Annotated in this window: 26 protein-coding genes and 1 riboswitch; of the genes, 13 read left to right on the top strand and 13 right to left on the bottom strand. The window is 70.0% G+C overall.

The features are described from left to right. Window positions 1-55: 55 nt before the first annotated feature. From BFN33_RS27070 to BFN33_RS27060, 3 genes are all read right to left on the bottom strand, one after another. Complete coding sequence (locus tag BFN33_RS27070; RefSeq protein ID WP_256122882.1) at window positions 56-313, bottom strand: hypothetical protein; 258 nt, start codon at window positions 311-313, stop codon at window positions 56-58. Window positions 314-456: 143 nt separating this feature from the next. Next, on the bottom strand, window positions 457-1,020 hold the full coding sequence (locus BFN33_RS27065) for a DUF6082 family protein (protein WP_069762774.1): 564 nt from the start codon (window positions 1,018-1,020) through the stop codon (window positions 457-459). 228 nt (window positions 1,021-1,248) lie between these two features. Further along, window positions 1,249-1,659 (bottom strand): helix-turn-helix domain-containing protein, encoded by a 411-nt coding sequence (locus BFN33_RS27060; RefSeq protein WP_069762773.1) that lies wholly within the window; start codon window positions 1,657-1,659, stop codon window positions 1,249-1,251. Window positions 1,660-1,750: 91 nt separating this feature from the next. On the opposite strand from BFN33_RS27060, the gene BFN33_RS27055 reads away from it, so the two are divergent. The 4 genes from BFN33_RS27055 to BFN33_RS27040 all read left to right on the top strand — a co-directional run bounded on the left by BFN33_RS27055 (window position 1,751) and on the right by BFN33_RS27040 (window position 5,584). After that, window positions 1,751-2,605, top strand: a complete 855-nt coding sequence (locus BFN33_RS27055) for an SDR family oxidoreductase (protein ID WP_069762772.1) — start codon at window positions 1,751-1,753, stop codon at window positions 2,603-2,605. 126 nt (window positions 2,606-2,731) lie between these two features. Beyond that, window positions 2,732-3,736, top strand: a complete 1,005-nt coding sequence (rarD, locus tag BFN33_RS27050) for an EamA family transporter RarD (protein WP_069762771.1) — start codon at window positions 2,732-2,734, stop codon at window positions 3,734-3,736. Between the two features lie 277 nt (window positions 3,737-4,013). Next, the gene (locus tag BFN33_RS27045) at window positions 4,014-4,481 is read left to right on the top strand and encodes a VOC family protein (protein ID WP_069762770.1); all 468 of its coding nucleotides are present in this window, start codon (window positions 4,014-4,016) and stop codon (window positions 4,479-4,481) included. 152 nt (window positions 4,482-4,633) lie between these two features. Beyond that, a complete protein-coding gene (locus BFN33_RS27040) occupies window positions 4,634-5,584 on the top strand; it encodes a M28 family metallopeptidase (protein WP_069762911.1) in 951 nt (316 codons plus the stop codon). Between the two features lie 13 nt (window positions 5,585-5,597). Here BFN33_RS27040 and BFN33_RS27035 read toward each other — a convergent pair whose 3' ends face one another. Next, a complete protein-coding gene (locus tag BFN33_RS27035) occupies window positions 5,598-6,980 on the bottom strand; it encodes a hypothetical protein (RefSeq protein WP_069762769.1) in 1,383 nt (460 codons plus the stop codon). A 129-nt stretch (window positions 6,981-7,109) separates the two neighbouring features. On the opposite strand from BFN33_RS27035, the gene BFN33_RS27030 reads away from it, so the two are divergent. The 3 genes from BFN33_RS27030 (at window position 7,110) to BFN33_RS27020 (ending at window position 9,537) form a co-directional block, all read left to right on the top strand. Next, window positions 7,110-7,601, top strand: coding sequence for a DUF6668 family protein (locus tag BFN33_RS27030; protein WP_069762768.1), 492 nt, complete (start codon window positions 7,110-7,112; stop codon window positions 7,599-7,601). After that, window positions 7,598-8,842, top strand: a complete 1,245-nt coding sequence (locus tag BFN33_RS27025) for an amidase (RefSeq protein ID WP_256122881.1) — start codon at window positions 7,598-7,600, stop codon at window positions 8,840-8,842. The genes BFN33_RS27030 and BFN33_RS27025 overlap by 4 nt, the downstream gene beginning before the upstream one ends. A gap of 104 nt (window positions 8,843-8,946) precedes the next feature. Further along, window positions 8,947-9,537 (top strand): flavodoxin family protein, encoded by a 591-nt coding sequence (locus tag BFN33_RS27020; protein WP_069762767.1) that lies wholly within the window; start codon window positions 8,947-8,949, stop codon window positions 9,535-9,537. Here the strand turns inward: BFN33_RS27020 and BFN33_RS27015 are convergent. From BFN33_RS27015 to BFN33_RS27000, 4 genes are all read right to left on the bottom strand, one after another. Further along, complete coding sequence (locus BFN33_RS27015; protein ID WP_069762766.1) at window positions 9,527-10,414, bottom strand: ABC transporter permease; 888 nt, start codon at window positions 10,412-10,414, stop codon at window positions 9,527-9,529. The two genes, BFN33_RS27020 and BFN33_RS27015, sit on opposite strands and share 11 nt — an antisense overlap. Continuing rightward, entirely contained in the window at window positions 10,401-11,393 is a 993-nt protein-coding gene (locus BFN33_RS27010; protein WP_069762765.1) for an ABC transporter ATP-binding protein, read from the bottom strand. The genes BFN33_RS27015 and BFN33_RS27010 overlap by 14 nt, the downstream gene beginning before the upstream one ends. A 32-nt stretch (window positions 11,394-11,425) precedes the next feature. Next, on the bottom strand, window positions 11,426-12,661 hold the full coding sequence (locus BFN33_RS27005; protein ID WP_069762764.1) for a sigma-E factor regulatory protein RseB domain-containing protein: 1,236 nt from the start codon (window positions 12,659-12,661) through the stop codon (window positions 11,426-11,428). A 239-nt stretch (window positions 12,662-12,900) separates the two neighbouring features. After that, window positions 12,901-13,911, bottom strand: a complete 1,011-nt coding sequence (locus BFN33_RS27000) for a polyprenyl synthetase family protein (RefSeq protein WP_069762763.1) — start codon at window positions 13,909-13,911, stop codon at window positions 12,901-12,903. Window positions 13,912-14,120: 209 nt separating this feature from the next. Here BFN33_RS27000 and BFN33_RS26995 point away from each other — a divergent pair, with 209 nt between their 5' ends. The 3 genes from BFN33_RS26995 (at window position 14,121) to BFN33_RS26985 (ending at window position 18,576) form a co-directional block, all read left to right on the top strand. Further along, complete coding sequence (locus tag BFN33_RS26995) at window positions 14,121-15,632, top strand: peptide MFS transporter (RefSeq protein ID WP_069762762.1); 1,512 nt, start codon at window positions 14,121-14,123, stop codon at window positions 15,630-15,632. 19 nt (window positions 15,633-15,651) lie between these two features. Continuing rightward, the gene (locus BFN33_RS26990; RefSeq protein WP_069762761.1) at window positions 15,652-17,646 is read left to right on the top strand and encodes a CocE/NonD family hydrolase; all 1,995 of its coding nucleotides are present in this window, start codon (window positions 15,652-15,654) and stop codon (window positions 17,644-17,646) included. A 268-nt stretch (window positions 17,647-17,914) separates the two neighbouring features. Continuing rightward, a riboswitch (cyclic di-AMP (ydaO/yuaA leader) is annotated at window positions 17,915-18,090 on the top strand. A gap of 3 nt (window positions 18,091-18,093) precedes the next feature. Then, the gene (locus BFN33_RS26985; protein WP_069762760.1) at window positions 18,094-18,576 is read left to right on the top strand and encodes a transglycosylase SLT domain-containing protein; all 483 of its coding nucleotides are present in this window, start codon (window positions 18,094-18,096) and stop codon (window positions 18,574-18,576) included. Here BFN33_RS26985 and BFN33_RS26980 read toward each other — a convergent pair. The 5 genes from BFN33_RS26980 to BFN33_RS26960 form a co-directional block, all read right to left on the bottom strand. Beyond that, window positions 18,573-19,385 (bottom strand): Cof-type HAD-IIB family hydrolase, encoded by an 813-nt coding sequence (locus BFN33_RS26980; RefSeq protein WP_069762759.1) that lies wholly within the window; start codon window positions 19,383-19,385, stop codon window positions 18,573-18,575. The genes BFN33_RS26985 and BFN33_RS26980 overlap by 4 nt on opposite strands. Before the next feature lie 265 nt (window positions 19,386-19,650). Continuing rightward, on the bottom strand, window positions 19,651-20,679 hold the full coding sequence (locus BFN33_RS26975; protein ID WP_069762758.1) for a LacI family DNA-binding transcriptional regulator: 1,029 nt from the start codon (window positions 20,677-20,679) through the stop codon (window positions 19,651-19,653). 32 nt (window positions 20,680-20,711) lie between these two features. Further along, window positions 20,712-21,581 (bottom strand): carbohydrate ABC transporter permease, encoded by an 870-nt coding sequence (locus BFN33_RS26970; protein ID WP_069762757.1) that lies wholly within the window; start codon window positions 21,579-21,581, stop codon window positions 20,712-20,714. Then, complete coding sequence (locus tag BFN33_RS26965) at window positions 21,578-22,579, bottom strand: carbohydrate ABC transporter permease (protein ID WP_176742478.1); 1,002 nt, start codon at window positions 22,577-22,579, stop codon at window positions 21,578-21,580. Before BFN33_RS26965 ends, BFN33_RS26970 begins: the two co-directional genes overlap by 4 nt. Next, window positions 22,576-23,913, bottom strand: a complete 1,338-nt coding sequence (locus BFN33_RS26960) for an ABC transporter substrate-binding protein (RefSeq protein WP_069762756.1) — start codon at window positions 23,911-23,913, stop codon at window positions 22,576-22,578. Before BFN33_RS26960 ends, BFN33_RS26965 begins: the two co-directional genes overlap by 4 nt. Before the next feature lie 710 nt (window positions 23,914-24,623). Between BFN33_RS26960 and BFN33_RS26955 the strand changes: the two genes are divergently transcribed. From BFN33_RS26955 to BFN33_RS26950, 3 genes are all read left to right on the top strand, one after another. Further along, window positions 24,624-25,847, top strand: a complete 1,224-nt coding sequence (locus BFN33_RS26955; protein ID WP_069762908.1) for an RNA-guided endonuclease TnpB family protein — start codon at window positions 24,624-24,626, stop codon at window positions 25,845-25,847. 64 nt (window positions 25,848-25,911) lie between these two features. Then, window positions 25,912-26,079 (top strand): hypothetical protein, encoded by a 168-nt coding sequence (locus BFN33_RS54585; protein WP_176742470.1) that lies wholly within the window; start codon window positions 25,912-25,914, stop codon window positions 26,077-26,079. A 126-nt stretch (window positions 26,080-26,205) separates the two neighbouring features. Then, entirely contained in the window at window positions 26,206-26,610 is a 405-nt protein-coding gene (locus BFN33_RS26950; RefSeq protein WP_069762755.1) for a hypothetical protein, read from the top strand. Window positions 26,611-26,693 lie beyond the last annotated feature (83 nt).

Raw genomic sequence — 26,693 nt, 5'->3', positions numbered from 1 at the left:
AGCGCTGGAGGCGGTAGGGGGCGCATGGATGCACGGTCACATCGCCCCCTGCCATTCATGCGTCAGGGATGTCCTTCTTGGCCCGGATCAAGGTGTCCCGGCTAATGACAACGATGCGCTCATAGTCGGCACGAGCGGCATCCTCCGGGAGAAGGTGGTCAAGTTCGTCGGTTGCCTCGGTACCGATCACCGCGAAGTCGCCGTTGCTCAGTTCGAAGAGGTCGGGGCAGGTTTCGCCGGTCCCGCATCCACGCACATGGGGAGCGTCGCCGAGCCGACGAGAAATCCGAACCGGCAAGAATTCGCGACGCACCTGAGCGGTCCCCTCTCGGGGCTCCACAGCCCCGCGTCTCGAGGGGGCACCGTTCGTTGAACGGTGCCCCCTCGGGTTCACAGTGCTCCGGATCCTACACGCGATTTGTGATGTCGTTCACATGCCGCACTGCACCCATGTCTTCACTGAGGCTCAGGGGGTGATTCTGCATTCACAACCCACCATTCGTCCGCATCACGAAGATCTTCCAGGATTGCGTCAACGGCCAACCCGACTTTCGCCTCGAGCGAGCCGTCAGGCAGCGTCCTGCGATGCTCTGCCGTAGCCGTCCAGTACTCCACGAACAGTTCATTACGGCACAAAATGCGCAGCCTGCTCAACAGCTCCTCCCAGCAGCAGCCGTCCACGCGGTAAGTCAGCACAAGCACCCCGTACTCCCGGTTCGCGAACAGCATCTGGCGGCGCTTGACCTCCGTGAGCCCCCGCAGAGTACTCAAAGCCGCAGCCAGCGAAGGATCGTCGATCGCGCGATCCAACTGCTCGACCAGCAACCGGTGCTGCTGAATCAGGTTGGCCCTGTGCAGCTCCTCAGCCACAGTTAAAAGCTGACGGCTGCACTCCAGGAGTAACTGCTCCCGACGTCGACTGCGGGAGCCCCAGGCGAAGAAGGCTCGCATCAGGCCGCGCCCAGAAGCGACAGCAGAACCGATCCTGCTGCGGCGGACGGCCGGAGTCTGTGTGGCCATGTCAAGGCATCCCCCTGGATCCGGTGACCGTGCGCCGAGAAGTGGCATGGCGGGTCGGGGCACGGTGGGCGTGGGCACTCCGCATCCAGCGTGCCCGTCGACTCAAGTCGGCGTGGGAGGCGGAGAGGGGGCGCATGGGTGGACAGGGCTCGCATGTCGGTCAACGCCCTGATACATGTGTGCCCCCTGGCGCCGTGTACATGCCCTCAGTCGGCCCGCTCCGGCGTATCACCCCTGCTCAGAGGCCCTCTTCCGCGCGTCGTACACCTCCCGCGCCTCCTGCACCGCCGCCATCCTCTTCGCGGTCCACTCCGCCAGCCCCCGTACCTGTTCCGCCGCCTCGCGGCCGAGGTCGGTCAGCGAATAGTCGACCCTCGGCGGGATCACCGGCTTGGCGTCCCGGTGGATCAGGCCGTCGCGTTCGAGGGTCTGGAGGGTCTGCGTGAGCATCTTCTCGCTGACGCTGCGACCCTGGCCCCCGATCGCGCGCCGCAGTTCGCTGAAGCGGTGCGGGCGGTCGAGGAGTTGGATCAGGACCAGGACGCCCCAGCGGCTCGTCACGTGTTCCAGGACGAGGCGGTGGGGGCACATCGCTTCGCCCGACACCGCCGGGGCGTTCATCTCAGTGCTTACCGACATGCCAGTACCTTACTTCAAAGTGGGTACTTTCGCAGAGTTAGCGCTCCACCTATGGTTAGTGCCACCGCACCCCACAAGGAGATCGCACATCATGAGCATCGTCGTCACCGGAGCCACCGGACACCTCGGCCGCCACGTCGTCGAGCAGCTGCTCGAGAAGGTCCCGGCCGAGCAGATCACCGCCGTCGTGCGCACCCCGGAGAAGGCCGCCGACTTCGCCGCCAAGGGCGTGACCATAGCGGTCGCCGACTACAACAGCCCCGAGACCTTCGACAAGGTCTTCGCGGCCGGCGACAAGGTGCTGCTGATCTCCGGCAACGAGTTCGACAAGGGCCGCCCCGCCCAGCACCAGGTCGTCATCGACGCCGCCAAGGCCGCGAACGTGGCGCTCCTCGCGTACACCAGCGCCCCGGGCAGCCTCACCGCCGCGCTCGCGGACGACCACCGGGCCACTGAGGAGGCGCTCCTCGCCTCCGGCGTGACCTACTCGCTGCTGCGCAACGGCTGGTACAACGAGAACTACACCGAGAACCTCGCCCCTGCCCTGGAGCACGGTGCCGTGGTGCAGGCGGCCGGTGACGGTCGCCTCTCCTCCGCCTCGCGCGCCGACTACGCGGCCGCCGCCGTGGCCGTGCTGACCGGCGAGGGGCACGAGAACACGACGTACGAGCTGGGCGGCGACGAGCCCTGGGGCTTCGCCGAGTACGCGGCCGAGCTGAGCCGGCAGACCGGCAAGGAGATCGCCTACAACGCCGTCCCCGTCGCGACCTTCATCGAGATCCTGACCGGCGCCGGGCTGCCCGGACCCTTCGCCGCGATCCTCGCCGGTGTCGACGCCTCCATCGAGAAGGGCGAGCTGGTCGTCTCCTCCGGTGACCTGTCCCGCCTGATCGGCCGTCCGGCCACCCCGATCGCCGAGTCCATCGCGGTGGCGCTCAAGGGCTGACACTCCCCGACGGCCCCTGGGACCACCACCCCCGGCTGTCATGACCGTATAGCGATACGGGCATGACAGCCGGGGGTGCTCGGCGTTACCTTCTTGCAGGCGAGGACGGTGCGAGGAGGAGAGTCCGTGAAGTCGAGGGGCGAGCGGCACATAGGTCTGCTGAACGGCTTCGCCGCGTACGGGATGTGGGGGCTCGTGCCCCTGTTCTGGCCGCTCCTCAAGCCCGCCGGGGCCGCCGAGATCCTCGCCCACCGGATGGTGTGGTCGCTCGTCTTCGTGGCCGTCGCGCTCCTGGTCGTACGGCGCTGGGCCTGGGCCGGTGAGCTGCTGCGGCAGCCCCGGAAGCTGGCGCTGATCACCGTGGCCGCCGCCGTCATCACCGTGAACTGGGGCGTCTACATCTGGGCCGTCAACAGCGGTCACGTGGTCGAGGCCTCGCTCGGGTACTTCATCAATCCGCTCGTCACCATCGCGATGGGTGTGCTGCTGCTCAAGGAGCGGCTGCGGCGCGTGCAGTGGGCGGCGGTCGGGATCGGGGCCGCCGCGGTGCTCGTCCTCACCGTCGGATACGGCCAACCCCCGTGGATCTCCCTCACCCTCGCCTTCTCCTTCGCCACCTACGGCCTGGTCAAGAAGAAGGTGAACCTCGGCGGTGTGGAGTCGCTGGCCGCCGAGACCGCGATCCAGTTCCTGCCCGCGCTCGGCTATCTGCTGTGGCTCGGCTCGCGGGATGACCTCAGCTTCGCCTCCGGGGGCCCGGGGCACGCGGCGCTGCTCGCCTCGACCGGCATCGTCACCGCGCTCCCCCTGGTCTGCTTCGGCGCGGCGGCGATCCGCGTGCCCCTGTCCACGCTGGGACTGCTCCAGTACCTGGCCCCGGTCTTCCAGTTCCTGCTCGGCATCTTCTACTTCCACGAGGCCATGCCGCCGGAGCGCTGGGCCGGGTTCGCGCTGGTCTGGCTGGCGTTGACGCTGCTCACCTGGGACGCCCTGCGCACCGCGCGGACGCTCAGGAGGGAGATCAGGACGCCCAGCACCACCATGACGACGGGCACCGTCAGCGCCGCACGGAAGGCGGAGAGCCTCGCCTCGGGTCCGGAGTCGCCGGCCTCGCCCGGCGCCAGGCCGTAGACCGCCGTCACCGCGGCGATCCCGGTCGCCGAGCGAATCGGGTCGCCGTGTGCGGCCACCCACTCGCGAGGCCCTGCCCGGCCTCGGCGCCTCCGTCCGCCGCCACGATCGTCAGCGGCCCGTACGGCGGCGCGAAGGCGGTGCCCGCGATGACCAGCGTCGGCAACATCGCCAGGTGGCCCCTTCTTGCCGTCGGGGGCCGAACGGCCTACCACCGGCGAGCCGCGGAAGTCGTTCAGGACACTCCCGGACCTCATTCGCGGCTATAAGTGGCTCCATGACGCAGACCACACCCGCACCCCTGCACTGGAAACTGGTCGTCGACGCCGGCGACCCCCACGCCCAGGCCGACTTCTGGGCGGCCGCGCTGCACTACGTCACCGAGGACAACGACGCGCTCGTCCAGCGGCTGCTGGAGCTCGGCGCGCTGCCGCGCGAGGCCACCGTCGAGTACCACGCGCGCCTCGCCTTCCGGGACCTGATCGCCGTACGGCATCCCGACGACCCGTACGACAAGGACAGCGGCACGGGTCTCGGCCGGCGGCTGCTGTTCCAGCGGGTACCGGAGGCGAAGACCGTCAAGAACCGGCTCCATCTCGACGTGCACGCCGGCGACGGACAGCGGGCGGCCGAGGTCGAGCGGCTGACCGGGCTCGGGGCCAGCGTGCTGCGGGAGGTGAAGGAGCAGGGCGGTGAATGGGTGGTGATGGCGGATCCGGAGGGGAACGAGTTCTGCGTGCAATGAGCCCATGACGCGACTGGAGTCCGTTATGCGAACGGGCGTGACCGGATTCCGCCCTTGACGGTGAGTCAACCTCAGCTTCACCATCCAGGCACCCATTCGCTGTGGAATCCCTGTGACTTCAGGGACTTCCCATGGAATTCGGAGCCCCCCACATGAAGCTCTCGGTTCCCGGACGCGTCACGGCCACCGCCGTCGTCGCCACCGTCTCCCTCCTGGCCGGCGGATCCATAGCCGGCGCGGCCCCCGCGGGACAGCCCGCGGTGGCCGCGGCCCCGGACATCCCGGTGGCCAACGTGAAGGCGCATCTGACCCAGCTGCAGTCCATCGCCACCGCCAACGGCGGCAACCGCGCGCACGGCCGCGCCGGTTACAAGGCCTCGCTCGACTATGTGAAGGCCAAGCTGGACGCCGCCGGATTCACCACGACGGTCCAGCAGTTCACCTCGTCCGGCCGCACCGGCTACAACCTGATCGCGGACTGGCCGGGCGGCGACACCAACCAGGTGATCATGTCCGGCTCGCACCTCGACAGCGTGACGGCGGGCGCGGGCATCAACGACAACGGGTCCGGTTCGGCGGCCGTACTGGAGACCGCGCTCGCCGTGTCCCGGGCCGGCTACCAACCCACCAAGCATCTGAGATTCGCCTGGTGGGGCGCGGAGGAGCTGGGCATGGTCGGCTCCCGTTCCTACGTCAACGGCCTCTCCACCGCCAGCCGTTCACGGATCAGCGGCTACCTCAACTTCGACATGATCGGCTCGCCGAACCCCGGGTACTTCGTCTACGACGACGACCCGGCCATCGAGAAGACCTTCAAGGCGTACTACGCCGGCCTCGGCGTCCCGACCGAGATCGAGACCGAGGGCGACGGCCGCTCCGACCACGCGCCCTTCAAGAACGCGGGCGTGCCGGTGGGCGGGCTGTTCAGCGGGGCGGACTACACCAAGACGGCGGCGCAGGCGGCCAAGTGGGGCGGTACCTCGGGGCTGGCCTTCGACCGCTGCTACCACTCGTCGTGCGACACCACGGCCAACATCAACGACACGGCCCTGGACCGCAACAGTGACGCGGTGGCGTACGCGGTGTGGGAGCTGTCGCAGTAACAGGCCTGCCGGGCTACTGGTCCGCGTTCCGTGCGCGTTCCGCGAGGCGGAGCATGCGGGCGCGGGCCGACTCCAGCTTGTCGGGGTCCTCGGCCGCCGGGCCTTCTCCGGCGGCCAGGTCCGTCCACAGGGTGAGCAGGTCGCGACCGAGTTCCAGGCCCCGCAGCGGATCCCGTACGGCCTTCCACGCGGTGGCCGCGCTCTGTACGTTGCCGTAGGCCGCCTCGGCGTCTCCGGCGCGGTGGTGGATGTCGGCCAGGTCGAGGGAGATCTCCGCGGCGCGGACCGGCTCGCCGCCCAAGTAGGCGATGTAGGCGGCGAGTTCACGCACCCGCAGCACATCGGGACGCTCGGCGCCCAAGGTCTCGGACGCCTCGCCGACCACCCGCTCGGCCAACTCGGCGGCAACGTCCGTCCGCCCCTCGCGCACCGCCTCACTGATCCGCCCGACGGGCTCCGCGAGAACGGCGCTGTCCTCCACCACCAGCCCCTCCCCCAGCAACGCCTCGGCCACGGCGTCGAACCCCCGTACGGGGGTCGGCTTGGGGCCGGGGTCGTCCAGGAGGGGAACGGGATCGATGAGGGGGGCAGCGGGACGAGGAGCGGGCGAGGCCGCGGACGGAAGCGGCCGTGGCACAGCGGCGAAACCGGCCGAGGGCAGGGGCCTGGGCTCGGGAACCGAGGCGCTCCACGGCTCGGCGGCGGGGACTGCGTCCGACGGCGGCGGGGCCGGTGCCGGAGCGGGGTCGGGCTGCGGCAGGGGCCTGGGGGCGTAGGCGAAGTCGGTCGGTGACAGCGGGGCGGGGGACGAGGCCGGGCTCGGGTCCATGACGGGGGGCGGGCCGAACTCGCCCGTCGGGGGGACGACCGTCCCGGGGGACCGAGGGCCCGGCAGCTGTCGTAGGACCTGGGTCGGGGACGGTTCGGCGTCCGCCGGCTGCGCCTCGGGCAGGTTCCGCAGCCGGAAGGTGGGAGCCGGGTCGCGCGTGGGCTCGTCGAGTGACCCCGGGAGCTGCGGGGACTCCTCGTGCGGGGCGGCGCCCGCGGACGGCCAGGGCGTCGGCGCGGACTCCTCGCCCGCGCCGACCGGCGGACCCTCCGGCGCAGCCATCCGTACCGGTTCCGCGGTGAAGCGGCTGGAGCCGTCCGTCGTGACCTCCAGCGGGACCACGTACCCGATGCGGGCGTCGTGGATCGTGGCGTGGACGGGGTTGCCGCTGGTGCGGGCGAGATGGTGGAGGTGGGTCAGGACGGTCTGGTGGAGTTCCTCGCCGGGCGGCGCGGTGACCGGTGTTCCGGCCACCGTCGCGGACTCACCCGTCAGGGGGACGCGGACGTCGATCGGGGTCGCCCCCCGCTGCTGGTCCCGCTTCTTTTCGCGGCTGAGTCGAGACATCTCATCCCTCACGGTCGTGCACGTACTGTCGAGTCTCGCCGCTCGCCCCCGGTTCTCACGTCACCGTGATGTCACAGGCCTGTCCCAGCAGGTGGCGGGCGAGTGGGATGACAGGGTCGGGGCGCGGGCATGCGCACCGACGTGCGGCGAGAGGTGGAGAGTGTGCAGCAGGGGCCGGAGATCTGGATCCGCGGGCCGGTGGCCCCGCCCGGGAGGCGGTTCGCGTGGGTCGGCACCCATGGCGGCGCCGGCGTCTCCACCCTGGCCGCCGTCTACGGCGGCCACGACAGCGGACGTGACTGGCCTGGCCCGGGTGCTCCGACCTCCGTCCTGCTCGTCGCCCGTACGCACGCGGCGGGTCTGCTCGCCGCCCGCCGCGGCCTGGAGCTCTTCCGGCGCGGGGAGCACCCGCCCGGGCTCGACCTCGACGCCGTCGTTCTCGTCGCGGACGCCCCGGGCCGGCTCCCGCGTCCGCTCGCCCGGCAGCTCAAGGAGATCGAGTCCACGGTGGACGTGTACCGCGTGCCCTGGGTCCCCGCGTGGCGCCTCGGTGACGTGAACACGACCCCGCCCCGCGGAACCGAGGCGCTGGTCCGGCTCATCCGGGCCGCCGCCCCGTGACGGCCGAGGACTCCGACCTGGCTTCCCTGTCCGCCCGGGAGATCGCTTCAGCGGTCCGTGCGCGCTCACTGCGGGCCGTCGACGTCGTCGCCTGCGCCCTGGAACGGATCCGGCGAGTGGATCCGGAGCTGTGCGCGTTCGCCGAGGTGTGGGAGGAGGAGGCGCTGCGGCGGGCACGCGAGGTCGACCTCCGCGTCGACGCGGGTGAGCGGCCGCCGCTCGCCGGGGTGCCGCTCGGGGTGAAGGGGCGGCACGGGCTGCGCCGTGCGGCACCGCTCCTCGCGGCCGGATGCGTGCCCGTCGGCGCGACCTCCGTGCCCGGTCCCGGAACTCCCTGGCAGACCTGGGGACTCGGCGCCCACGGCCGTACCGTCAATCCCTGGCGCGCCGACCGGACCCCTGGCGGTTCCTCGGCGGGCTCCGCGGCCGCGGTGGCCGCGGGACTCGTCCCGATGGCGACGGGGAGCGACGGGGCGGGGTCGGTACGGATCCCGGCGGCGTGGTGCGGGGTGATCGGCCTCAAGACCACCAACGCCGACCGCGGGGGCACCGACACCGATACCGCGTCGGGTACTGGTACCGGCCGCACGATCACCCGCTCCGGCTCCCTCGGCGCCGCCTCCCGCCGTCCGAACCTCACCGCCCCCGGGATCCTCGCCCGCCACGCCGCCGACGCGGCCGCCTACTGGTACGCGATCTCCGGGGACGGGCACAGAAACGGCGACGGGGACCGCACCGCGCCCCCCGCCGCCCTTCCCTTCACCGCTGTCTGGTCCCCCGATCTCGGCTTCGCCGACCCCGAGCCCGACATCGTCCGGATCACCCGGGCGGCGGTCGGGCGGCTGGCCGACGCCGGTGTCGTACGGCCGGCCCGGCACCGCGCCCCCCTCCGTCTGCTCGACCCCGCCCCCGCCTGGCTCGCCCTGCGGGCCCCCGGCTCCGACCTGCGGGACGCCGACCGGATCCGGGCCGCCAACGATGACCGCCTCCGCGACCTCTTCGACCACACGGACCTGCTGCTGACCCCCACGACCCCCCATCCGCCGCACGGTCACGAGGGTCCGGGCGAGCGCTACTCCACCGCCCTCACCTGGGCGTTCAACCTCAGCGGGCACCCGGCGCTCAGCCTCCCGGCCGGCCTCGGCCCCGACGGCTGCCCGGTCGGACTGCAACTCGTGGCCCGGCACGGCGGCGAGGCGCTGGTGCTGGAGGTGGCGCGGGCGGCACAGGCCTACGTGTGAGGCTCACCCCTGGACAGGTAATTGCGCACGCATATAATGCATGTGCGAGTATTTACCTGTACGCCGATTCCGCACGATCACCGCCGATCACCTGAGGTATCTCCATGACACGCCGTTTCCTGTTCGTGCTCGGCAGCAGCCGCAGCGACGGCAACACCGAACTGCTGGCCCGCCGGGCAGCCGAGCAACTGCCCCCCGATGTCGAGCAGCGGTGGATCGACCTCACGGAGCATCCGATGCCCGACTTCGAGGACCTCCGCCACGACACCGACCACGTGCGTCCGACGATCGGCAACACGGCGCTGCTGTTCGATGCGACGCTCGCGGCGACGGACATCGTGATCGCTTCCCCGCTGTACTGGTACTCGGTCTCCGCCCACGTCAAGCGCTACCTGGACCACTGGGCCGGCTGGCTGCGCACGCCGGGCGTCGAGTTCAAGGCGACCATGGCGGGGCGCACGCTGTGGGGCGTCACCGCGCTGGCCCACCAGGAGTCCGAGGTCGCCGACCCGCTGGTCGGCACCCTCAACAACTCGGCCGCGTACATGGGCATGCGCTTCGGCGGGGTGCTGCTCGGCAACGGCAGCAAGCCCGGTGACGTGCTGAGGGACACCGGTGCCCTGGCCCGCGCGAAGACGTTCTTCGAGCAGGAGGCGCCGCTCGCGCGGTTCCCCTACGAACAGCTCACGCCGTGATGTCCTTCGCCATGAACCTCGCCCAGGCCGCCGAGCCGAACACCGCCGCGTACAGGGCCTGCAGGCCGAGGTTCTTCACCAGGTCGTCCCAGTAGACCGGTTCGCGCATGAGGTCGGCGAAGGACAGCCAGTAGTGGGAGAAGAAGTACGGCTGCAGCGCGTGCAGCTGGGGGATCTGGTCGAGAATCTGGACCGTGATCAGCAGACCGACCGTCGTGGCCATCGCCGCGATGCCGCTGTTGGTGAGCGTCGAGATGAACAGGCCCAGGGCCGCTATCCCGGTCAGTGAGGCGGCCACCACCAGGGCGATCAGCAGGGCTCTTCCCAGGCCCTCCGCGAACGTGATCCGGGTGCCGGAGATCGTCGTCAGGTCCCCGAGCGGGAAGAGGACGGCCCCTACCGCCAGCGCGGAGAGCGCGACCACGAGGGTGGCGACCAGGCAGAAGGCCATCACCGTCGTGTACTTGGTGAGGAGTAGCCGGGTGCGGCCCGCCGGGGCGACCAGGAGATAGCGCAGGGTGCCGGCGTTGGCCTCACCCGCGATCGCGTCGCCCGCGATGACGCCGATGGACATCGGGAGGAAGAAGGGGAGGGTCGCGGCGAGGGCGGTGAAGACCAGGAAGAGGCCGTTGTTGGTGATCTGCGAGATGAAGGCGGGTCCGCCTCCCCCTCCGCCGGTCGAGGAGCCGTCGCCTGTCTCGATCTTCACCGCGATGCCCACCAGGATCGGGACCGCCGCGAGTACGGCGAGGAGGGCAAGGGTTCGCCAGCGGCGGAAGGTGGTGAGCAGCTCGTTGCGGAAGAGGGTGGCCCGGAAGGTCGTACGGCGGCCACGGGCCGGTGGTGGACTCAGAACCCCTGCCTCAGCCTGCGACATCGAAGCCCTCCCCCGTCAGTGCCACGAAGGCGTCCTCCAGGGAGGCTCGTTCGACACCGAAGCCGCGCACGCGTACCCCCGCCGTCACCAACGCGGCGTTGACGGCGGACAGTTCGCCTTCCGGAGGGTCGGACGTCACCCGGTCCTCGGCGATGACCACGTCACCGACCCCCTGCTCCTTCAGCACCCGCGCCGCGTCGGCCGTGTCCGGTGTCGTGACCACCAGCCTGCCCCTCGCCCCCGCCGCCAGGTCGCTCACCGAACCCTGGGTGATCAGGCGGCCCCGGGCCATCACCGCCGCGTGGGTGCAGACCTGTTCGATCTCGTCGAGGAGGTGGGAGGAGAGGAAGACGGTGGTGCCGTCCGAGGCCAGCTCCCGCACCAGGGAACGGATCTCGCGCATGCCCTGCGGGTCCAGGCCGTTGGTCGGTTCGTCCAGGACCAGGAGTCTGCGGGGCTGGAGCAGGGCCGCCGCCAGGCCGAGGCGCTGTTTCATGCCCAGCGAGTACGCCTTCGCCTTCTTGCCGGCGGCGGCCGCCAGGCCCACCCGGTCCAGGGCCGCTCCCACGCGGGTGCCCCGGGTGCGGGGGTCGGCGGTCGGGTCCGCGGCGTCGTAGCGGACGAGGTTGTCGCGGCCGGAGAGGAAGCCGTAGAGGGCCGGGCCCTCGATGAGCGCGCCGACGTGCGGGAGTACGGTCCGGGCGGCGCGCGGCATGGGATGGCCCAGCACGCGCGCCGAGCCGGAGGTCGGCTCGATGAGGCCCATCAGCATGCGGATGGTGGTGGTCTTGCCTGAGCCGTTCGGGCCGAGGAAGCCGAAGACGCTGCCCGCCGGGACGGTCAGGTCGAGACCGTCCACGGCGAGCTGTCCGCCGCGGTAGCGCTTGGTGAGGGCGTGGGTGTGGATGACGCCGTCACCCGCGCCCCCGCCCTCGCCGGTCTCCTCCGGATCCGGCTCCGTGGCGGACGGCTGGTCCATCGGCTCCCTCGATTCCTCGTGCCGTGCGGGTGCTACTTCGCCGCGTCGGCCGCCTTCACCAGCGCGTCCTTGGTGACCGCGCCGACGTAGACCTTGCCGTCGTCCGTGATCAGGGCGTTGATCAGGCGGGTCTTGAAGACGGTGCCCTCGCCGAACTTGCCGGAGACCTTGTCGCCGAGCGAGTCCAGGAAGCCGCCGACGTCACCGCCGACCTCGGAGCCGGACGGGACGCCCTGGCCGCCGGTGTCGAACGTGGCGATGGAGTCCCAGCCGTCCCCGATGACGTTCAGCCCCTCGGGGCCGCCCTTGCCGGGCTCGTGGGCCGAACCCTTGCCGAAGCCCTCGGAGCGCTCGGAGCCGTCGGAGTGCTCGGGCGCCTTCGCGGCGTCCCCCTCCTCGACCTTCGCGCCCTTCGGCGGAGTGAAGTCGAACGTCGAGGCGGCCGGCTTGGCGAAGCTGACCTGGGTGAAGCCCGCGTCCACGACGGCGGAACCACCGCTCGCCGGCGTCAGCGTGAACTTCAGCGGCAGCCCGGTCCTCGAGTCCACGGCCACGGTGATCTGACCGACCGTCGACCCTTCGTCCTTGGGCTTGATGACCAGCCGGTAGGCGTCCCGTCCCGCGACCTGCGCGGTGCCTTCCACCGTCACCGACGTGGTCTTGTCGGAGGCCTTGAGAGCCTCCTCGGCGAGGTCCTTGGGCGTGGCGGGGAGCTCTTCCTTCTGCTTCCCGTCGCTCTCGGAGGCCGTGGTGTGGAAGACCGAGTTGGACTTGCTGTCGTAGCCCCAGACTTCCTTGCCGTTGTGGATGAGGCTGTACTCCGCCGCGTTCTCCAGCAGCGAGACCTTCTGCCGGTTCTCGCCGTCGGCCGCGACACGCAGCGTGTGCGTGCCGGAGGCGAGCTCGGTGAGCTTGGTGGAGGGATCGGCGGACGAGCCGTCGCCCGAGCCGGAGGGCCCGGCGGCGGAGCCGAGCGAGTTCTCCAGGCCGCCGAGGTCCGGCAGCCCCAGATCCGTGGTGATCTTCACCGTGCCGGACAGCTGCTGTACGTCCGATGCGGCGATCTTCTCGATGAGTTCCTGGGCGCTGATCTTCGGCAGGTCGGGGTCGCCGGAGTCGGCGAGCGCCGGGACGAGCCCGATGGTCGCCGCCGCGATGCCCACCACCGTGCCCGGCACGACGTATCGCGCGGCCTTGCGGCGGCGCGCGGAGCGCAGCTCTTCGGCGTCCGCGGCGGTCGCGCTGTCGTCGGATTCGTACGGTGCCATGTGTGCCTTACCTCCGTCGTCGGCGGCGGCTGTCAACTCCCCTGCGTCCACCCTGTAGCCGCCATTCTCACCCGAATCGGTGAGGAGTGGTGTTTTCTGTGATGTCCATCTGACCAAATCGGCCATGAGCATGCGTCAGCCCTCGGGGCCAACTCCACGTACACCTGGGGTATGACACGACATGCGGGCGCCCCCTACTACCCGTAGGGGACGCCCGTCTGCCGACCGGTCAGCCGGCCCTAGCCCGCGCGGTGCACCACCGCGTCGCACAGCTCCATCAGCGACGCCTTCGCATCGCACTCCCGCAGCGGGGCCAGCGCCGCGCGCGCTTCCTCCGCGTACCGCACGGTGTCCTTGCGGGCCTGCTCCAGCGCGGGGTGCGTCCGCAGGGCGGCCAGCGCCTCCGCGTGCCGGGCGTCGTCCGTGAGGTCGGAGTCGAGCAGCTCGCACAGAGCGATGTCCTCGGCCAGACCGAGACGGGCGGCCCGCTCGCGCAGCCGCAGCACCGGCATGGTGGGGATGCCCTCGCGCAGGTCCGTGCCCGGCGTCTTGCCGGACTCGTGGGAGTCGGAGGCGATGTCCAGGACGTCGTCGGCGAGCTGGAAGGCGACGCCGAGACGCTCGCCGTACTGGGTCAGGACGTCCACGACCGTCTCGTCGGCACCGGACATCATGGCCCCGAAGCGGCACGAGACCGCGACCAGCGAGCCCGTCTTGCCGCCGAGCACGTCGAGGTAGTGCTCGACCGGGTCCCGGCCGTCCTGCGGCCCGGCCGTCTCCAGGATCTGGCCGGTGACCAGGCGCTCGAACGCCTCCGCCTGCACCCGGACCGCCTCGGGCCCGAGGTCGGCCAGGATGTGCGAGGCGCGGGCGAACAGGAAGTCGCCGGTCAGCACGGCCACCGAGTTGCCCCAGCGGGTGTTGGCGCTGTCGACGCCCCGCCGGACCTCGGCCTCGTCCATGACGTCGTCGTGGTACAGCGTCGCGAGGTGGGTCAGCTCCACCACCACGGCCGACGGCACCACGCCCGGCGCATAGGGATCCCCGAACTGGGCAGCGAGCATCACGAGGAGCGGACGGAACCGCTTTCCACCCGCTCGGACCAGATGCTGGGCGGCCTCCGTGATGAAGGGAACCTCACTCTTGGTGGCCTCGAGCAATCCCTCCTCGACAGCCGCCATTCCGGCCTGGACATCGGCTTCCAGAGCCTGGTCCCGCACGCTCAGCCCGAACGGCCCGACGACGGTCACGAGGGGTCTCCTGTCTGCTGGTGTCCCACTGGCGGTTATACGGAATGTCGATAGGTCGCTGCCATCACTCAAGTCAGCGTATCCGGTCATCTTTGGATCACCGATAGCGCCCGCCCCGTCCATGCCAGGCGGTATCGGATCACGGCCGGTATGTTTTTGATCACCTGAAAAGAACGGATATCTATCGACTTGTAGGGAAGTAGCGGCCCGTGTCCCGAACCGAAGTCGAGATCGAGCCCGAAGAGCCAGGCGGCAGAACCTCCCCGCAGGACGACACCGCGTTCTTCGGCCAGCCCAAAGGCCTGCTGACCCTCTCCGGTCTGGAGGTCTGGGAGCGTTTCTCGTTCCTCGGCATGCAGGCCATCCTCGTCCTGTACTTCGCCGACACGCTCGCGCGCGGCGGTCTGGGCATGTCGGCCGGAACCGCCGCGTCCGTCTCGGCGGCCTACGGCACCCTCGTCTATCTTGTCTCCGTCGCGGGCGGCTGGCTCGCCGACCGCATCCTCGGCTCGTACCGAGCCGTGCTGTGGGGCGGCGTCCTGATCGCCTGCGGCCACTACGCCATGGCGGTCCCGACCGGCACCATGACCTGGGTGGGCCTCGGCCTCATCAGCGCCGGCACCGGCCTCCTGAAGCCCAACGCGGCCACCATGGTCGGCAGGCTCTACGCCACGGACGACGACCGCCGGGACGCGGGTTTCGCGCTCTACTACATGGCGATCAACATCGGCGCCTTCGCGGGCCCGCTCATCACCGGCTGGCTCGGCGACCACAAGGGCTGGCACTGGGGGTTCTCGACGGCCGCGATCGGCATGACCCTCGGCCTGATCCAGTACGTCCTGGGCCGCCGCCACCTGGCCGGCCGCGAGGACGCCGCAGAGTTCGCGCTCGCGACTGGGGCGATGCGGCGGGCAGTGCGGCTGATCGTCGCGGGGATCGTCGTCGCGGCGGTGACCGCCACCGGTCTGGCCCTCGCCGGCCTGCTCACCATGGACCGCTTCGTCGACCTGCTCACCCTGGTCTCGGTGGCCGCCCCGGTCGTCTACTTCGCGGTGATGTTCGCGAGCCCCCGGGTCACGCCGGAGGAACGCGGCCGTCTGCGGCCGTACATCGTGCTCTTCCTCGCCTCGACGGTCTTCAACTTCATCCTGTTCCAGGCCTACTCGACGATGATGCTGCTGGCCTCGACGAACGCCGGGACGACGATCCTCGGCTTCGACTTCCCGGCGAGCTGGTACGCCTCCGCGCTGGGCGCCTTCGAGGTGGGCCTCGCACCCGTGGTCGCCACACTGTGGGTACGCATGGGCCACCGCCAGCCGCACGCCTCCCACAAGATCGCCGCCGGAGTGGTCCTCGGCGGCCTGTCGTTCCTGCTGCTGGTGGTGCCGACCGGCGGAAACGGCAGCGACGACCACCTGATGTCCGCCTGGTGGATCGTCGGGTCCTACTTCCTGCTCGGGCTCGGCGACATCCTCCTGGAGACCTCCGGGATGTCGGCCACCACCAAGCTCGCCCCGGTGGCCTTCGCCGGCCAGACCATGTCCCTGTGGTTCCTGTCGCTCGCCCTGGCGAACGGCATCCAGGCCCAGACGGTGAAGCTCTACGACGACGTCTCGCACCCGGCCTACTTCGGCGTGAACGGCGCGATCGCGGTGGCCGCGGGCCTCGCGGTACTCGCCGCCGGGCCCTGGCTGCGCCGCACCATGCACCCGGTGCACTGAAACCGACGGGACCCCACCGATGCACATCCGTACGTCCTTCCCCTACGAGACCGTCCACGACGACGTCCGCATCCCGCTGCCGGACGGGACGCTCCTGTACGCACGCGTGTGGCGGCCCCTCACCCCCGAACCGGTACCCGCGATCCTCGAATACCTGCCCTATCGCCTCACCGACTGGACGGCGCCCCGCGACTGGCAGCGCCACCCCTGGTACGCGGGCCACGGCTACGCCTCCGTCCGCGTCGACGTGCGCGGGCACGGCAACAGCGAGGGCGTGCCGGGCGACGAGTACTCCGCGACCGAGCTCGCCGACGGGGTCGCGGTGGTCAACTGGCTGGCCGCACAGCCCTGGTGCGACGGCCGGGTCGGCATGTTCGGCATCTCCTGGGGCGGCTTCAACTCCCTCCAGATCGCGGCCCTCGCACCCGAGCCGCTCAAGGCGGTCGTCACGGTCTGCTCCACGGACGACCGCTATGACAACGACGTGCACTACATGGGAGGTTCCGTCCTCGCGGTGGACATGCACGCCTGGGCGGCGACGATGCTGGCCTTCGTCTCCCGGCCGCCGGATCCGCTCCATGTGGGCGACGCCTGGCGGGACATGTGGCTGGGGCGGCTCGAACAGGTCGACCCGTTCATCCACACCTGGCTCGACCACCAGACGCGCGACGCCTACTGGCGCCACGGCAGCGTCTGCGAGGACTACGGCGCGATCGACGCGGCCGTCCTCGCGGTGGGCGGCTGGCACGATCCGTACCGCGACACGGTCCTCAGACTCGTCGAGCACCTGCCCGCCGAGCGAGTGCGGGGGCTCATCGGTCCGTGGTCCCACCAGTACCCGGACCGCGGCCTGCCGCCCGGCCCGGCGATCGGCTTCCTCCAGGAGACCCTGCGCTGGTGGGACCAGCACCTCAAGGGCGTCGACACCGGCGTCATGCGGGAACCGCTCCTGAGGGCCTACGTGAGCGACTCCCATCCGCCGGCCACCGTCTACGACACCCTGCCCGGCCGCTGGGTCGGCGAGCCGGCGTGGCCTTCCCCGAACGTGACGACGGTGTCGTACGGCCTCCAGGGCCCCGCCGTCCTGGTCCGCTCCCCGCAGCACACGGGCGTGGACGCCGGCCGTTTCTTCCCGTTCGGGAACGACGCCGACCTGCCGCCGGACCAGCGGGAGGAGGACGCGCGTTCGGCCTGCTTCGAGTTCGCGGTGGGTGAGGAGACATGGGTGCTCGGACGGCCGCGGGTGCGGCTCAGGGTGACCTCGGAGGTGTCGCGCGGGCAGGTCGTCGCGCGGCTGTGCGACGTCGCCCCGGACGGGTCGTCGACCCTGGTGACACGGGGCGTGCTGAACCTCTCGGCACGCCATGGGCGGGACCGGGCGGTGCCCTGGGAGCCGGGCGCGACGCAGGAGGTGAGCTTCGAACTGAACGGCATCGGGCACGCCTTCCCGCCCGGCCACCGCATCCGGCTCGCCGTCTCCTCGGCGTACTGGCCGTGGATCTGGCCACAGCCCGGTTCGCAGGCGGGATTCACGCTGGAGCCGGCGGGGAGCTTCCTCGAACTGCCGGTACGCGCGCGTGAAGCACACTCGGACATCACCTTCGAGGAGCCGGAGCAGAGCGGACCTCTCGGGGTGAACTTCCCGGCGACGCTCGACGAGCCGCGCCCCGAGCGCCTGGTCGTGCGTGACGTGGCCAAGGGTGAGTGGCGTCTCGAGGTCGACCCGCGGTACGGCGGCACGCGCGTGTACCCCGACGGTCTGGAGTTCACCGAGGACGCGCTGGAGACGTACACGATCGGCGAGGACGACCCGCTGTCCGCCCGCACCCTCTCGGAGTGGTCGATCCGGCTGCACCGTCCGGAGCTCGCCTGGGACACGACCGTGCGGACCCGCTCGGAGATCACCTGCGACGGGACGGACTTCCGCACCTCGAACGAGGTCGTCTGCACCGAGGGCGGCGAGGTGGTCTTCCACCGGACGTGGGAGAAGCGGATCCCACGGACGGCCGGTTGACCACGAGTTGGGCGCTCTTGACCGTTTTACCCCTCTTGCGCTCGGCTGTGACTTGGCCCACGCGGGCACCTGAACAGGCGCCGATCCGGAATCTGTCGATCCGCCTTTGCCAGAGCGCCAGTTGAGCTTGGCGACCGCAAAGGATCAAGTGCCCCAAATGCCTCAGACCAAGGTCAATAGGCATCGCATGTGAATTCGCCACTTGTTCCGGACATGTGCTCTCGCATACGTTCCCGGCCTGTCGGGCGGACGCCGAATCCTGCCACCGCCCGTACACCCACCGAGAAACCAGGGCAGGAGCGGGGGACCCAGGTAAGCCGCCAGACCGGGCGTCTTCGGACATACCGGTACGGCTCGGGGTGAAGTCACGCCTTTCGTGGGCGTGGCCGGGCAACTCCAGCCCGAACCCGACAGCTCACCTCGCAGGCGCCGGAGAGGAACTTCGCCATGTCTGCTGCCGCTCAGCACCGACGCACCCGTACCAGCCGTCTCGTCCGCAAGCTCGCCGTCGCCGGCACCGGAGTCGCCGTTCTCGCGCTCCCCGTCATCGGCGCGACCAGCGCGTCCGCGGCCACCCCGACCGTGCAGACCGCGAGCACGCTCGGGTACTCCAACACCCTCGACGGCTGGATCCGGGCCTCCCTCGCCGTCATGGCGGAGCACGGGATCCCCGGCTCGTACGACGGCATCTACCGCAACGTCATCCGTGAGTCCTCCGGCAACCCCTACGCCATCAACCTCTGGGACTCCAACGCGGTCGCCGGCACGCCCTCCAAGGGCCTGCTCCAGGTGATCGACCCGACCTTCAACGCCTACCACGTGGCCAACACCTCGTGGGACCCGTACGACCCGGTCGCGAACATCACCGCGGCCTGCAACTACGCGGCCCAGCGGTACGGGTCCATCGACAACGTCTTCGGTGCCTACTAGGCCTCGGGAAACAGTCTTTCGAGGACGACGGCGATGCCGTCGTCCTCGTTCGACAGGGTCACCTCGTCGGCCACCGCCCTGAGTTCGGGGTGGGCGTTGGCCATCGCGACGCCGTGGGCCGCCCAGTCGAACATGGGGATGTCGTTGGGCATGTCCCCGAAGGCGATCGTCGTCTCCGGCCCCAGGCCCAGGTGTTCGGCGGCCAGCGCGAGGCCCGTCGCCTTGGTGATGCCGCATGGCTGGAGTTCGACGGTCCCGGGCCCCGACATGGTGACCGTCACCAGCGAGCCCACCACCGAGCGCGCCGTCACCGCCAACTCGTCATCGGACAGGTAGGGATGGCGCAGCAGCACCTTGCTGATCGGCTCGCGCCACAGGTCGTCGCGCCGGCCGACCCGCACGGCCGGCAGGGTCGGATGGGGCATCAGATATCCCGGCTCGATGAGCGTGAGCCCGTCGACACCGTCCTGGTCGACGGCCGCGTACACCTGTCCGACCTCGGCCTCGATCTTCCCGAGCGCGGTCTCGGCCAGTTCCTGGTCCAGGGTCACGGACCACAGCAGCCGGTCCGCGCCGGCGTCGTACACCTGCGCGCCCTGCCCGCACACCGCGAGCCCCTTACTGCCCAGGTCGTCGAGCAGTGGCCGCACCCTGGGCGCCGGCCGTCCCGTCACGACGAGGTGCCGGGCCCCACCCGCGGCCACCCGTGCGAGCGCGGCCAGCGACCGGTCGGAGAGGGTGTCGTCGGCGCGCAGCAGCGTGCCGTCCAGGTCGGTGGCGATGAGTGAATATGCGGTGGAGGCGGCCATGATCAGAGAATACGGATGGTTGGCCCCTGCGACTCGACGCGAACCGGACGGCTGCTGCTTTCACATCCGTTGACCGCAGTTCCGGTTCCCGGGCGTACGGCGGCGCGGACGGCCCGCCGACAGGCGCCACGAGACCGGGCACGGCCGGGCGGGAGCATGTCCCTAGTGGCTGCGCCCTGTTGACGCGGCGGCCGGCCGGGGAGCGGTGCGGAACGACCAGGCCGGCGTGCGACCCACGGCATCGCAGGCACCTCCGGCGGGGCGCCTACGCCGAGTCCCGGACCACCAGTTCCGTCGGGAGGATCACCCCGGCCGTGTCCTCGCCGGCGATCTGGGCGAGGAGCATGCGGACCATCTCGGCGCTGATGCGGTCGAAGGGCTGGCGCATGGTGGTGAGGGCGGGGGCGATGGCGGTGGCCGCGGGTGAGTCGTCGAAGCCGCCGACGGTGATGTCACCGGGGACCGAACGCCCGGCCTGCTGAAGGACGTTGACGACACCCAGGGCCATGAGGTCGGAGGCGACGAAGACGGCGTCCATGTCGGGGGCCTGGGCCAGCAGACGGCGGGCCGCCCGTTCGCCGCCGCTGCGCCGGAAGTCGCCCTCGACCACGAGCGCCGGATCGTAGGGCAGCCCCGCCTCGGCGAGCACGTCCCGGTAGCCCGCCAGCCGGTCGGGGCCGCCCGGCATGTCCAGCGGCCCGGTGACCATGCCGACGCGGCGCCGGTTCCCCGTGAGCAGATGGCGGACCATCTCCTGCGCGCCCTCGCGGTCGGCGGCCGCCACGTAACTCACCTTCGAACCGAGCCCTATCGGCTTGCCGCAGACCACCAACGGGATGCCCGCGTCGTGGAGTTCGGCGGCGACCGGGTCACCGCTGTGGTTGGAGAGCAGCAGCACGCCGTCGACGTGACCCGAAGTGATGTACCGGGTCAGCCGGCGCCGGTCGTCGTCGCTCTCGGCCAGCATCAGCAGCAGCGGGATGTCGTGCTGGGCGAGCCGCTCGGTGCAACCCCGCAGCAGGACGTTGAAGTTGGGGTCCTCGAAGAACTTCTCCTGGGGCTCCGTCAGCAGGAACGCCACCGAGTCCGACCGTCCGGTACTGAGGCTGCGCGCATGCCGGTTGACCACGTAACCGGTCTTCCTGATCGCGGCCTCCACGGCCCGCCCGGCGGCGGGCGAGACGTAGTGGCCGCCGTTCAGGAAGCGGGAGACGGTACCCCGCGAGACGCCCGCCTCCCGGGCCACGTCGTGGATGGTCGGGGGCCTTCGCCGTCCGTTCGCGCTGGTGGTCATGTTCCTCGTTCGTGAAGGTGGGTCCGGGGGCCTCAGGCCTTGACCGAGCCGCTGAGCAGGTCCAGGGACCAGAACCGCTGGATCACCAGGAACAGCCCGATCAGCGGGAGGACCGCGAGCAGACAGCCGGTGATGACCAGGGTGTACAGGGCCGGCTGCGAGGCGCCCTGCGCGAGCAGCGTGTAGAGGCCGAGGGTGATCGGGAACTTCTCGTCGTCGGCCAACATCACGTACGGCAGCAGGAAGTTGTTCCAGATGCCGACGAACTGGAAGAGGAACACCGTGATCAGGCCCGGCATCATCATCGGTACGGCGATCCGCGAGAAGATCCTCCACTCGCTCGCGCCGTCCATGCGGGCCGCCTCCATCAGCTCGGCGGGCACCGAGGCGGCGGCGTAGATGCGGACCAGGTAGACGCCGTACGGCGAGAGGATCGACGGCAGCAGCATCGACCAGTACGAGTCGGCCATGCCCAGCTTCGACAGCAGCAGGTACTGCGGTACGGCGAGCACGATGGACGGCACCAGGACGCCGGCCAGGATCATCTTGAAGATGGCCTCGCGGCCCCGGAAGGCGAACCGGCCGAGCGCGTAGCCGCCGGCGGCGGAGACCGCGGCCGAGAGCAGGGCGCCGAAACCGGCGTAGAAGGCCGAGTTGGCCATCCACCTCCAGAAGATGCCGTCGCGGTAGTCCGTCAGATCGCTCAGGTTCTGGAGGAAGCCGCTGCCGGGGGCGAAGGTGAAGGTGGAGAAGAGCTCCGACCGGTCCTTGGTCGCCGCGATGACCACCCAGGCGATGGGGATCAGGCAGTAGAGGGCGCCGAGGAGCAGCACGAGCGTGGGCACCCAGGCGGTGCGGCGTACCTTGCCGGTGGCGTCGGCGGTGAGGGTGAGGGGGGTCATGCCCGGTCCTCCCGGGTGTAGCGGTCGGAGATGCGCAGCAGGGTGAAGGAGAGGACGAACGTGGCCAGGGCCAGGACGACCGCGGTGGCGGAGGCGCCGTAGATGTCGGACTGCAGGAAGGCCTTGTCGTAGATGGCCATGAGCGGGCTCCACGAACTGGGCAGGCCGTTGGTGAGCGGCTTGAGGGCCATCGGTTCGGTGAAGACCTGGAGGGTGGCGATCACCGAGAAGAAGAAGGTGAGCACCAGGGAGGGCATCACGATCGGGATCTTGATCTTCAGGGCGATGTCGAGGTTCGACGCGCCGTCGATCCTGGCCGCCTCGTAGATGTCCGGCGGGATCGCCCGCAGGGCGGTGTAGATGACGATCATGTTGAAGCCGGTGCCGCCCCAGACCGCGATGTTCGCGAAGGAGAGGTACAGGTTGCCGCCGTCGAACAGGTCGGGCTGCGGGAGGCCGAACTTGTCGAGCAGGTAGTAGAAGGGGCTGACGTCCGGCAGGTAGAGGAAGCCCCACATCAGGGCGGCGATGATGCCCGGCACCGCATAGGGCAGGAAGATCATCAGCCGGGCGAAGGGCGCGCTGCGCGCCTTCGGGGTGTCCAGCATCAGCGCGAACAGCAGCGCGAGGCCGAGCATGGTCGGGATGACGATGAGGCCGTAGCCGAAGGCGCGCAGGACGCTGTGGCCGAACTCGGAGTCGTTGAGGACGTCGGTGTAGTTGCCGATCCCGTTCCAGACCTGTGAGCGGGCGCCCTTGCCGAGGCCGATGCCCTTGACCTGGACCTTGTGCAGGCTCAGCCAGATCGCGTACCCGATGGGCACCACGGTGAAGGCGGCGAAGAGGGTCAGGGTGGGCACCAGGAACCAGTACGGTGCGCTGCGACCGCGACCACGGCGGCGGGGGCGGCTGGGGCGGACGGACTGGGCGGTGCCGGTGCCGTCCGCCAAGGGCCCGACCTCGGTGAGGTCGGAGCCCTTGAGCGGAGCGCTGGTCATGCCTCGGTCACCTCGAAGCCCTGCTTCTTCATGTCGCCGAAGGTCTTCGACTGCACGGTGGCGAGGGCGGAGTCGAACTGGGACTCCTTCTTCGCCTTGGTGGCCTTGCCGAACGCGTCCTGGAAGGTGGTGTAGGCCGTGTTGACGTTGGGGCCCCAGGCCGCGGCGGCGGTGGTCGCGGCGATCTCGCCGGCCGTCGTGTAGAAGTCCGCCTGGTTGGAGAAGAACTCCGGCGTGGTGAGGACGTTCCCGGACTGGCCCTTCGTGGCGGCCGGGTAGATCGCGACCTCCTTGACCAGGGCGGCCAGCGCCTCCGGGTCGGTGTTCAGCCAGGTGGCGAACTTGGCGGCGGCCTCGGCGTGCTTGGAGTCGGTGGAGACTCCGGTGGAGGAACCGCCCCAGCTGCCGGTGACGTTCTCGCCGGACTTCCACTGCGGCAGCGGGGCCATGCGCCACTTGCCCTTGGTGTCGGGGGCGGAGGAGACCAGCACACCGGGCGCCCAGACGGCGGAGACCCAGGCCAGGTGGGTGCCCTTGTTGAGGGCGTTGTTCCAGGCCGGGGTGTACATCGGCTGGTTGTCGATGACGCCCTCCTGCACCAGGCCGCCCCAGAACTCGGCGACCTGCTTGGTGCCCGCGTCGTCGATGCCGACGGTCCACTTGCCGGCCGAGTCGACGGTCCACCACTTGCCGCCGGCCTGCTGGGCGAGGCCCGCGAACAGACCGGGGTCGTTGGAGGAGAAGGTGGTCAAGTAGGCGTCCGGGACCGCCTTCTTGGCGGCGCGGGCGGTCTCGGCGAACTCCGTCCAGGTCTTCGGGACGCTGAGTCCGTGCTTCTTGAAGAGGTCCTCGCGGTAGTAGAACATCAGCGGCCCGGCGTCCTGCGGGATCGCGTAGAGCGCGTCCGTGCCGAGGGTGACCATGCCCCAAAGGCCCTCGGCGAACTCGGACTTGGTGCTGCCCGCGTACTTGGTGATGTCGGCCAGGACGTCGTTGGAGACCAGGGTCGGCAGGGACTGGTACTCGACCTGGATGAGGTCGGGGGCGTTGCCGGCCTTCTTCGCGGTGATCAGCTTGGAGACGATCTCGCCGCCGCTGGCCTGCTTGGACACCGTGACCGTGATGTCCGGGTTCTTCTTGTTCCAGATCGCGGCGACCTTCTCCATGTTCGGAGCCCACGACCAGTAGGTCAGCTTGACCGGCCCGCTGCTGCCGCCGGAGTCCTTGTCGTCGGAACCGCCGCAGGCGGCGAGGGTGCTCGTGAGGCCGAGGGCTGTGGCCCCGGCAAGGATGCTGCGCCTGCTGATCTGGCGGCGGTTGATCGACATCTTCATCTCCCCTGACTTGGAACCAGCCGTCCCGCACGTCCCGCGTACGCGGCAACCGCCGTGGGGGGAGGTTCTGCGGACGTGACCGAGAGGCTGTGCGCGAGGGCCGCGCGGCTCTGTGATCGTGCACAGTAGAGAATTGTTTCTGCCCCTTGTCAATGGCGGAGGCGTGGGGTTACCTACTTGTTGCCCGCCGATGACAGGGGCGAGGGGAGCTGTGCACGATCACAGAAAATGAGGGTTTTCTGTGATCGTCAGGCGCTACGCCCGGCTCCCCTCGCCCCGCTCCCCGGCCGCCGAAGTCACCGCAGAGCCAGCAACTGCGTGATCGTCCGCGAAGGGACCGCTCCCGGCATGGACCGTTGTCCGGCGCGGCCGCAAACGTGGCCGACACCACGGCGCGTTACGGCAGCCATGCGTGATCGTCGAGACCGCATACCCGTTCGCACTGGAGAGCGAGGATGACGTCAACGACATCCCGTACGTCCCCCCGCAGCCGACCGAGGGCATGCCCGACAGGCAGGGGCTCGACTACGGATACCGGGGTTCATTCGCAGTGAATGCGGCGTTTACGCCGGGGCCAAGCGAATCAGATGGGTGCGACGCGGAGTGTCGTGGTGTCGTCCCGGCGGAGCCGAAGCCTGCTCCGGGACGGTCACGCTTCGCTCAGATGTTCCCGGTGACGGTGCTTGTTCGGTGTCTCTAGTGTGATCGTCATGCAGCTTCGGTATGCCTTCAGGTTGTACCCGGATGCCGGTCAGCGGATCGCGTTGGCGAAGGCGTTCGGGTGTGCCCGCGTGGTGTTCAACGACTGCGTGCGTGCCAGGCAGGACGCCAGGGAGGCGGGCAGGCCGTTCCCGAAGGCCGGTGAGCTGTCGAAGACGCTGATCACCCAGGCGAAGCACACGGCGGAACGGGGCTGGCTGGGTGAGGTCTCCGCAGTCGTCCTGCAGCAGTCCCTGCGGGACGCCGAGGCCGCCTACAAGAACTTCTTCGCCTCCCTCAAGGGCACCCGCAAGGGCCCGAGGACGGGGGCGCCCGGCTTCAAGTCCCGCAAGGATGCCCGGCAGTCGATCCGGTTCACCACCAACGCCCGCTGGAAGATCACCGACGGAGGGCGGCTGGATCTGCCGAAGATCGGGGCGGTGAAGGTGAAGTGGTCCCGCACCCTGCCCACCACCCCCACCTCTGTCACCGTAGTCATGGACGGCGCGGGCAGGTTCTTCGCCTCGTTCGTCATCGACACCGACCCCGCCGCCGACGCTGCCCGGATGCCAGCCACCGACCAGAGCATCGGAATCGACCTCGGTCTCACCCACTTCGCCGTCCTGTCCACCGGCGAGAAGATCGACTCCCCCCGGTTCCTGCGCCGGGCGGAGAAGAAGCTGAAAAAGGCCCAGAAGGAACTGTCCCGCAAACAGAAGGGATCGAAGAACCGAGAGAAGGCACGCCTGAAGGTCGCTCGTGCCCATGCCAAGGTCACCGACGCCCGCAAGGAGTTCCACCACCAGCTCTCCACCCGGCTGATCTCCGAGAACCAAGGAATCGCCGTGGAAGACCTGTCGGTGGCGGGACTGGCGCGTACCCAGCTGGCCAAGTCCGTGCACGACGCGGGCTGGTCGCGGTTCGTGGCCATGCTGAAGTACAAAGCCGAGCGGTACGGGCGCACCCTGGTGAAGATCGGCCGTTTCGAGCCGACGAGTCAGGTCTGCTCAACCTGCGGCATCAAGGACGGACCCAAACCCCTGTCTGTCCGGGAGTGGACCTGCCCCGCCTGCGGCACGGTCCATGACCGGGACCACAACGCCGCACTCAACGTCCAACAGGCCGCCGGACTGGCGGCATCGGCCTGCGGAGCGTCGGTAAGACCAGAACCCGTTCTGGCACAGCGCGAAGAAGCAGGAAGCCATGGAATCCCGACCGGAAGCCGTGCCGCGTAGCGGCACCGCAACCAGCCGAGAAGGTCAAACCCTCGCTCTTCACTTCAGGGCGAGGGGCAAGTCAATGGGAGGGTCTGTGGACCACCCACCCACCACCCCTACCTACCGACGTGGGCACCGGCTGCGACAGACGGACGCGTCCTCGGGCAACGCGTGGGAGAACCTGGCGCTGTTCGACTTCGAGGACCGGGCGCTGCCGGGGCTGCGGACGCACGGGCGTTATCGGTCATAGCTCACCGGGTGCGCGGTGTAGTGCAGTACACCCCGCATACGGCAGTCAGCTCCCTCGTGGCCGCGGCCGGGTGGCGGAATCGTGGACGGCATCGCATCCCGCCCCCGAGAAAGGTTGGCCACAGCCATGCGCCGTCGCCGTAGCCTCACCTTCGCCACCGCCCTGACCGCCGTCGCCCTCACCGCCGTCCTCGCCACCGGCTGCGACCCCGACGACGTGGACAACTCCCTGGACTGCGTGTCGAACGCCGACACCATCGCCGACAGCGTCAAGGCCATCGACGAGGCCGGCTGGGACGCGGTGAAGGACCCCTCCAAGACCGACGAATCCATCGCCACGATCGACAAGAACGTCGACGAGATCAACAAGGCCCACGACGACTCGGCCGGCAGCAAGGTCGACAAGGCCGTCAAGGACCTCGACCAGGCGATCGAGGACTACAACACGTCCGTCCTGGACGGAGACACCCACCCGGACACCGGCAGGATCGACGCGGCGGCCGACCGGCTGAAGGACGTGTGCACGTCGTGAGGCCGGCTGTGGGCCGCCGCCAGGTGACGTCGGCCCGTCGAGGAGCGACGCCGTGAGGGAGCGTGCTCTCGGCGTACCGGGCA

The sequence above is a fragment of the Streptomyces sp. LUP47B genome, from assembly GCF_001746295.1.
In the GTDB taxonomy this organism is placed as follows: Bacteria; Actinomycetota; Actinomycetes; order Streptomycetales; family Streptomycetaceae; genus Streptomyces.
The sequence above is the reverse complement of the archived record's forward strand: the minus strand, read 5'-3'. Positions and strand labels throughout refer to the sequence as shown.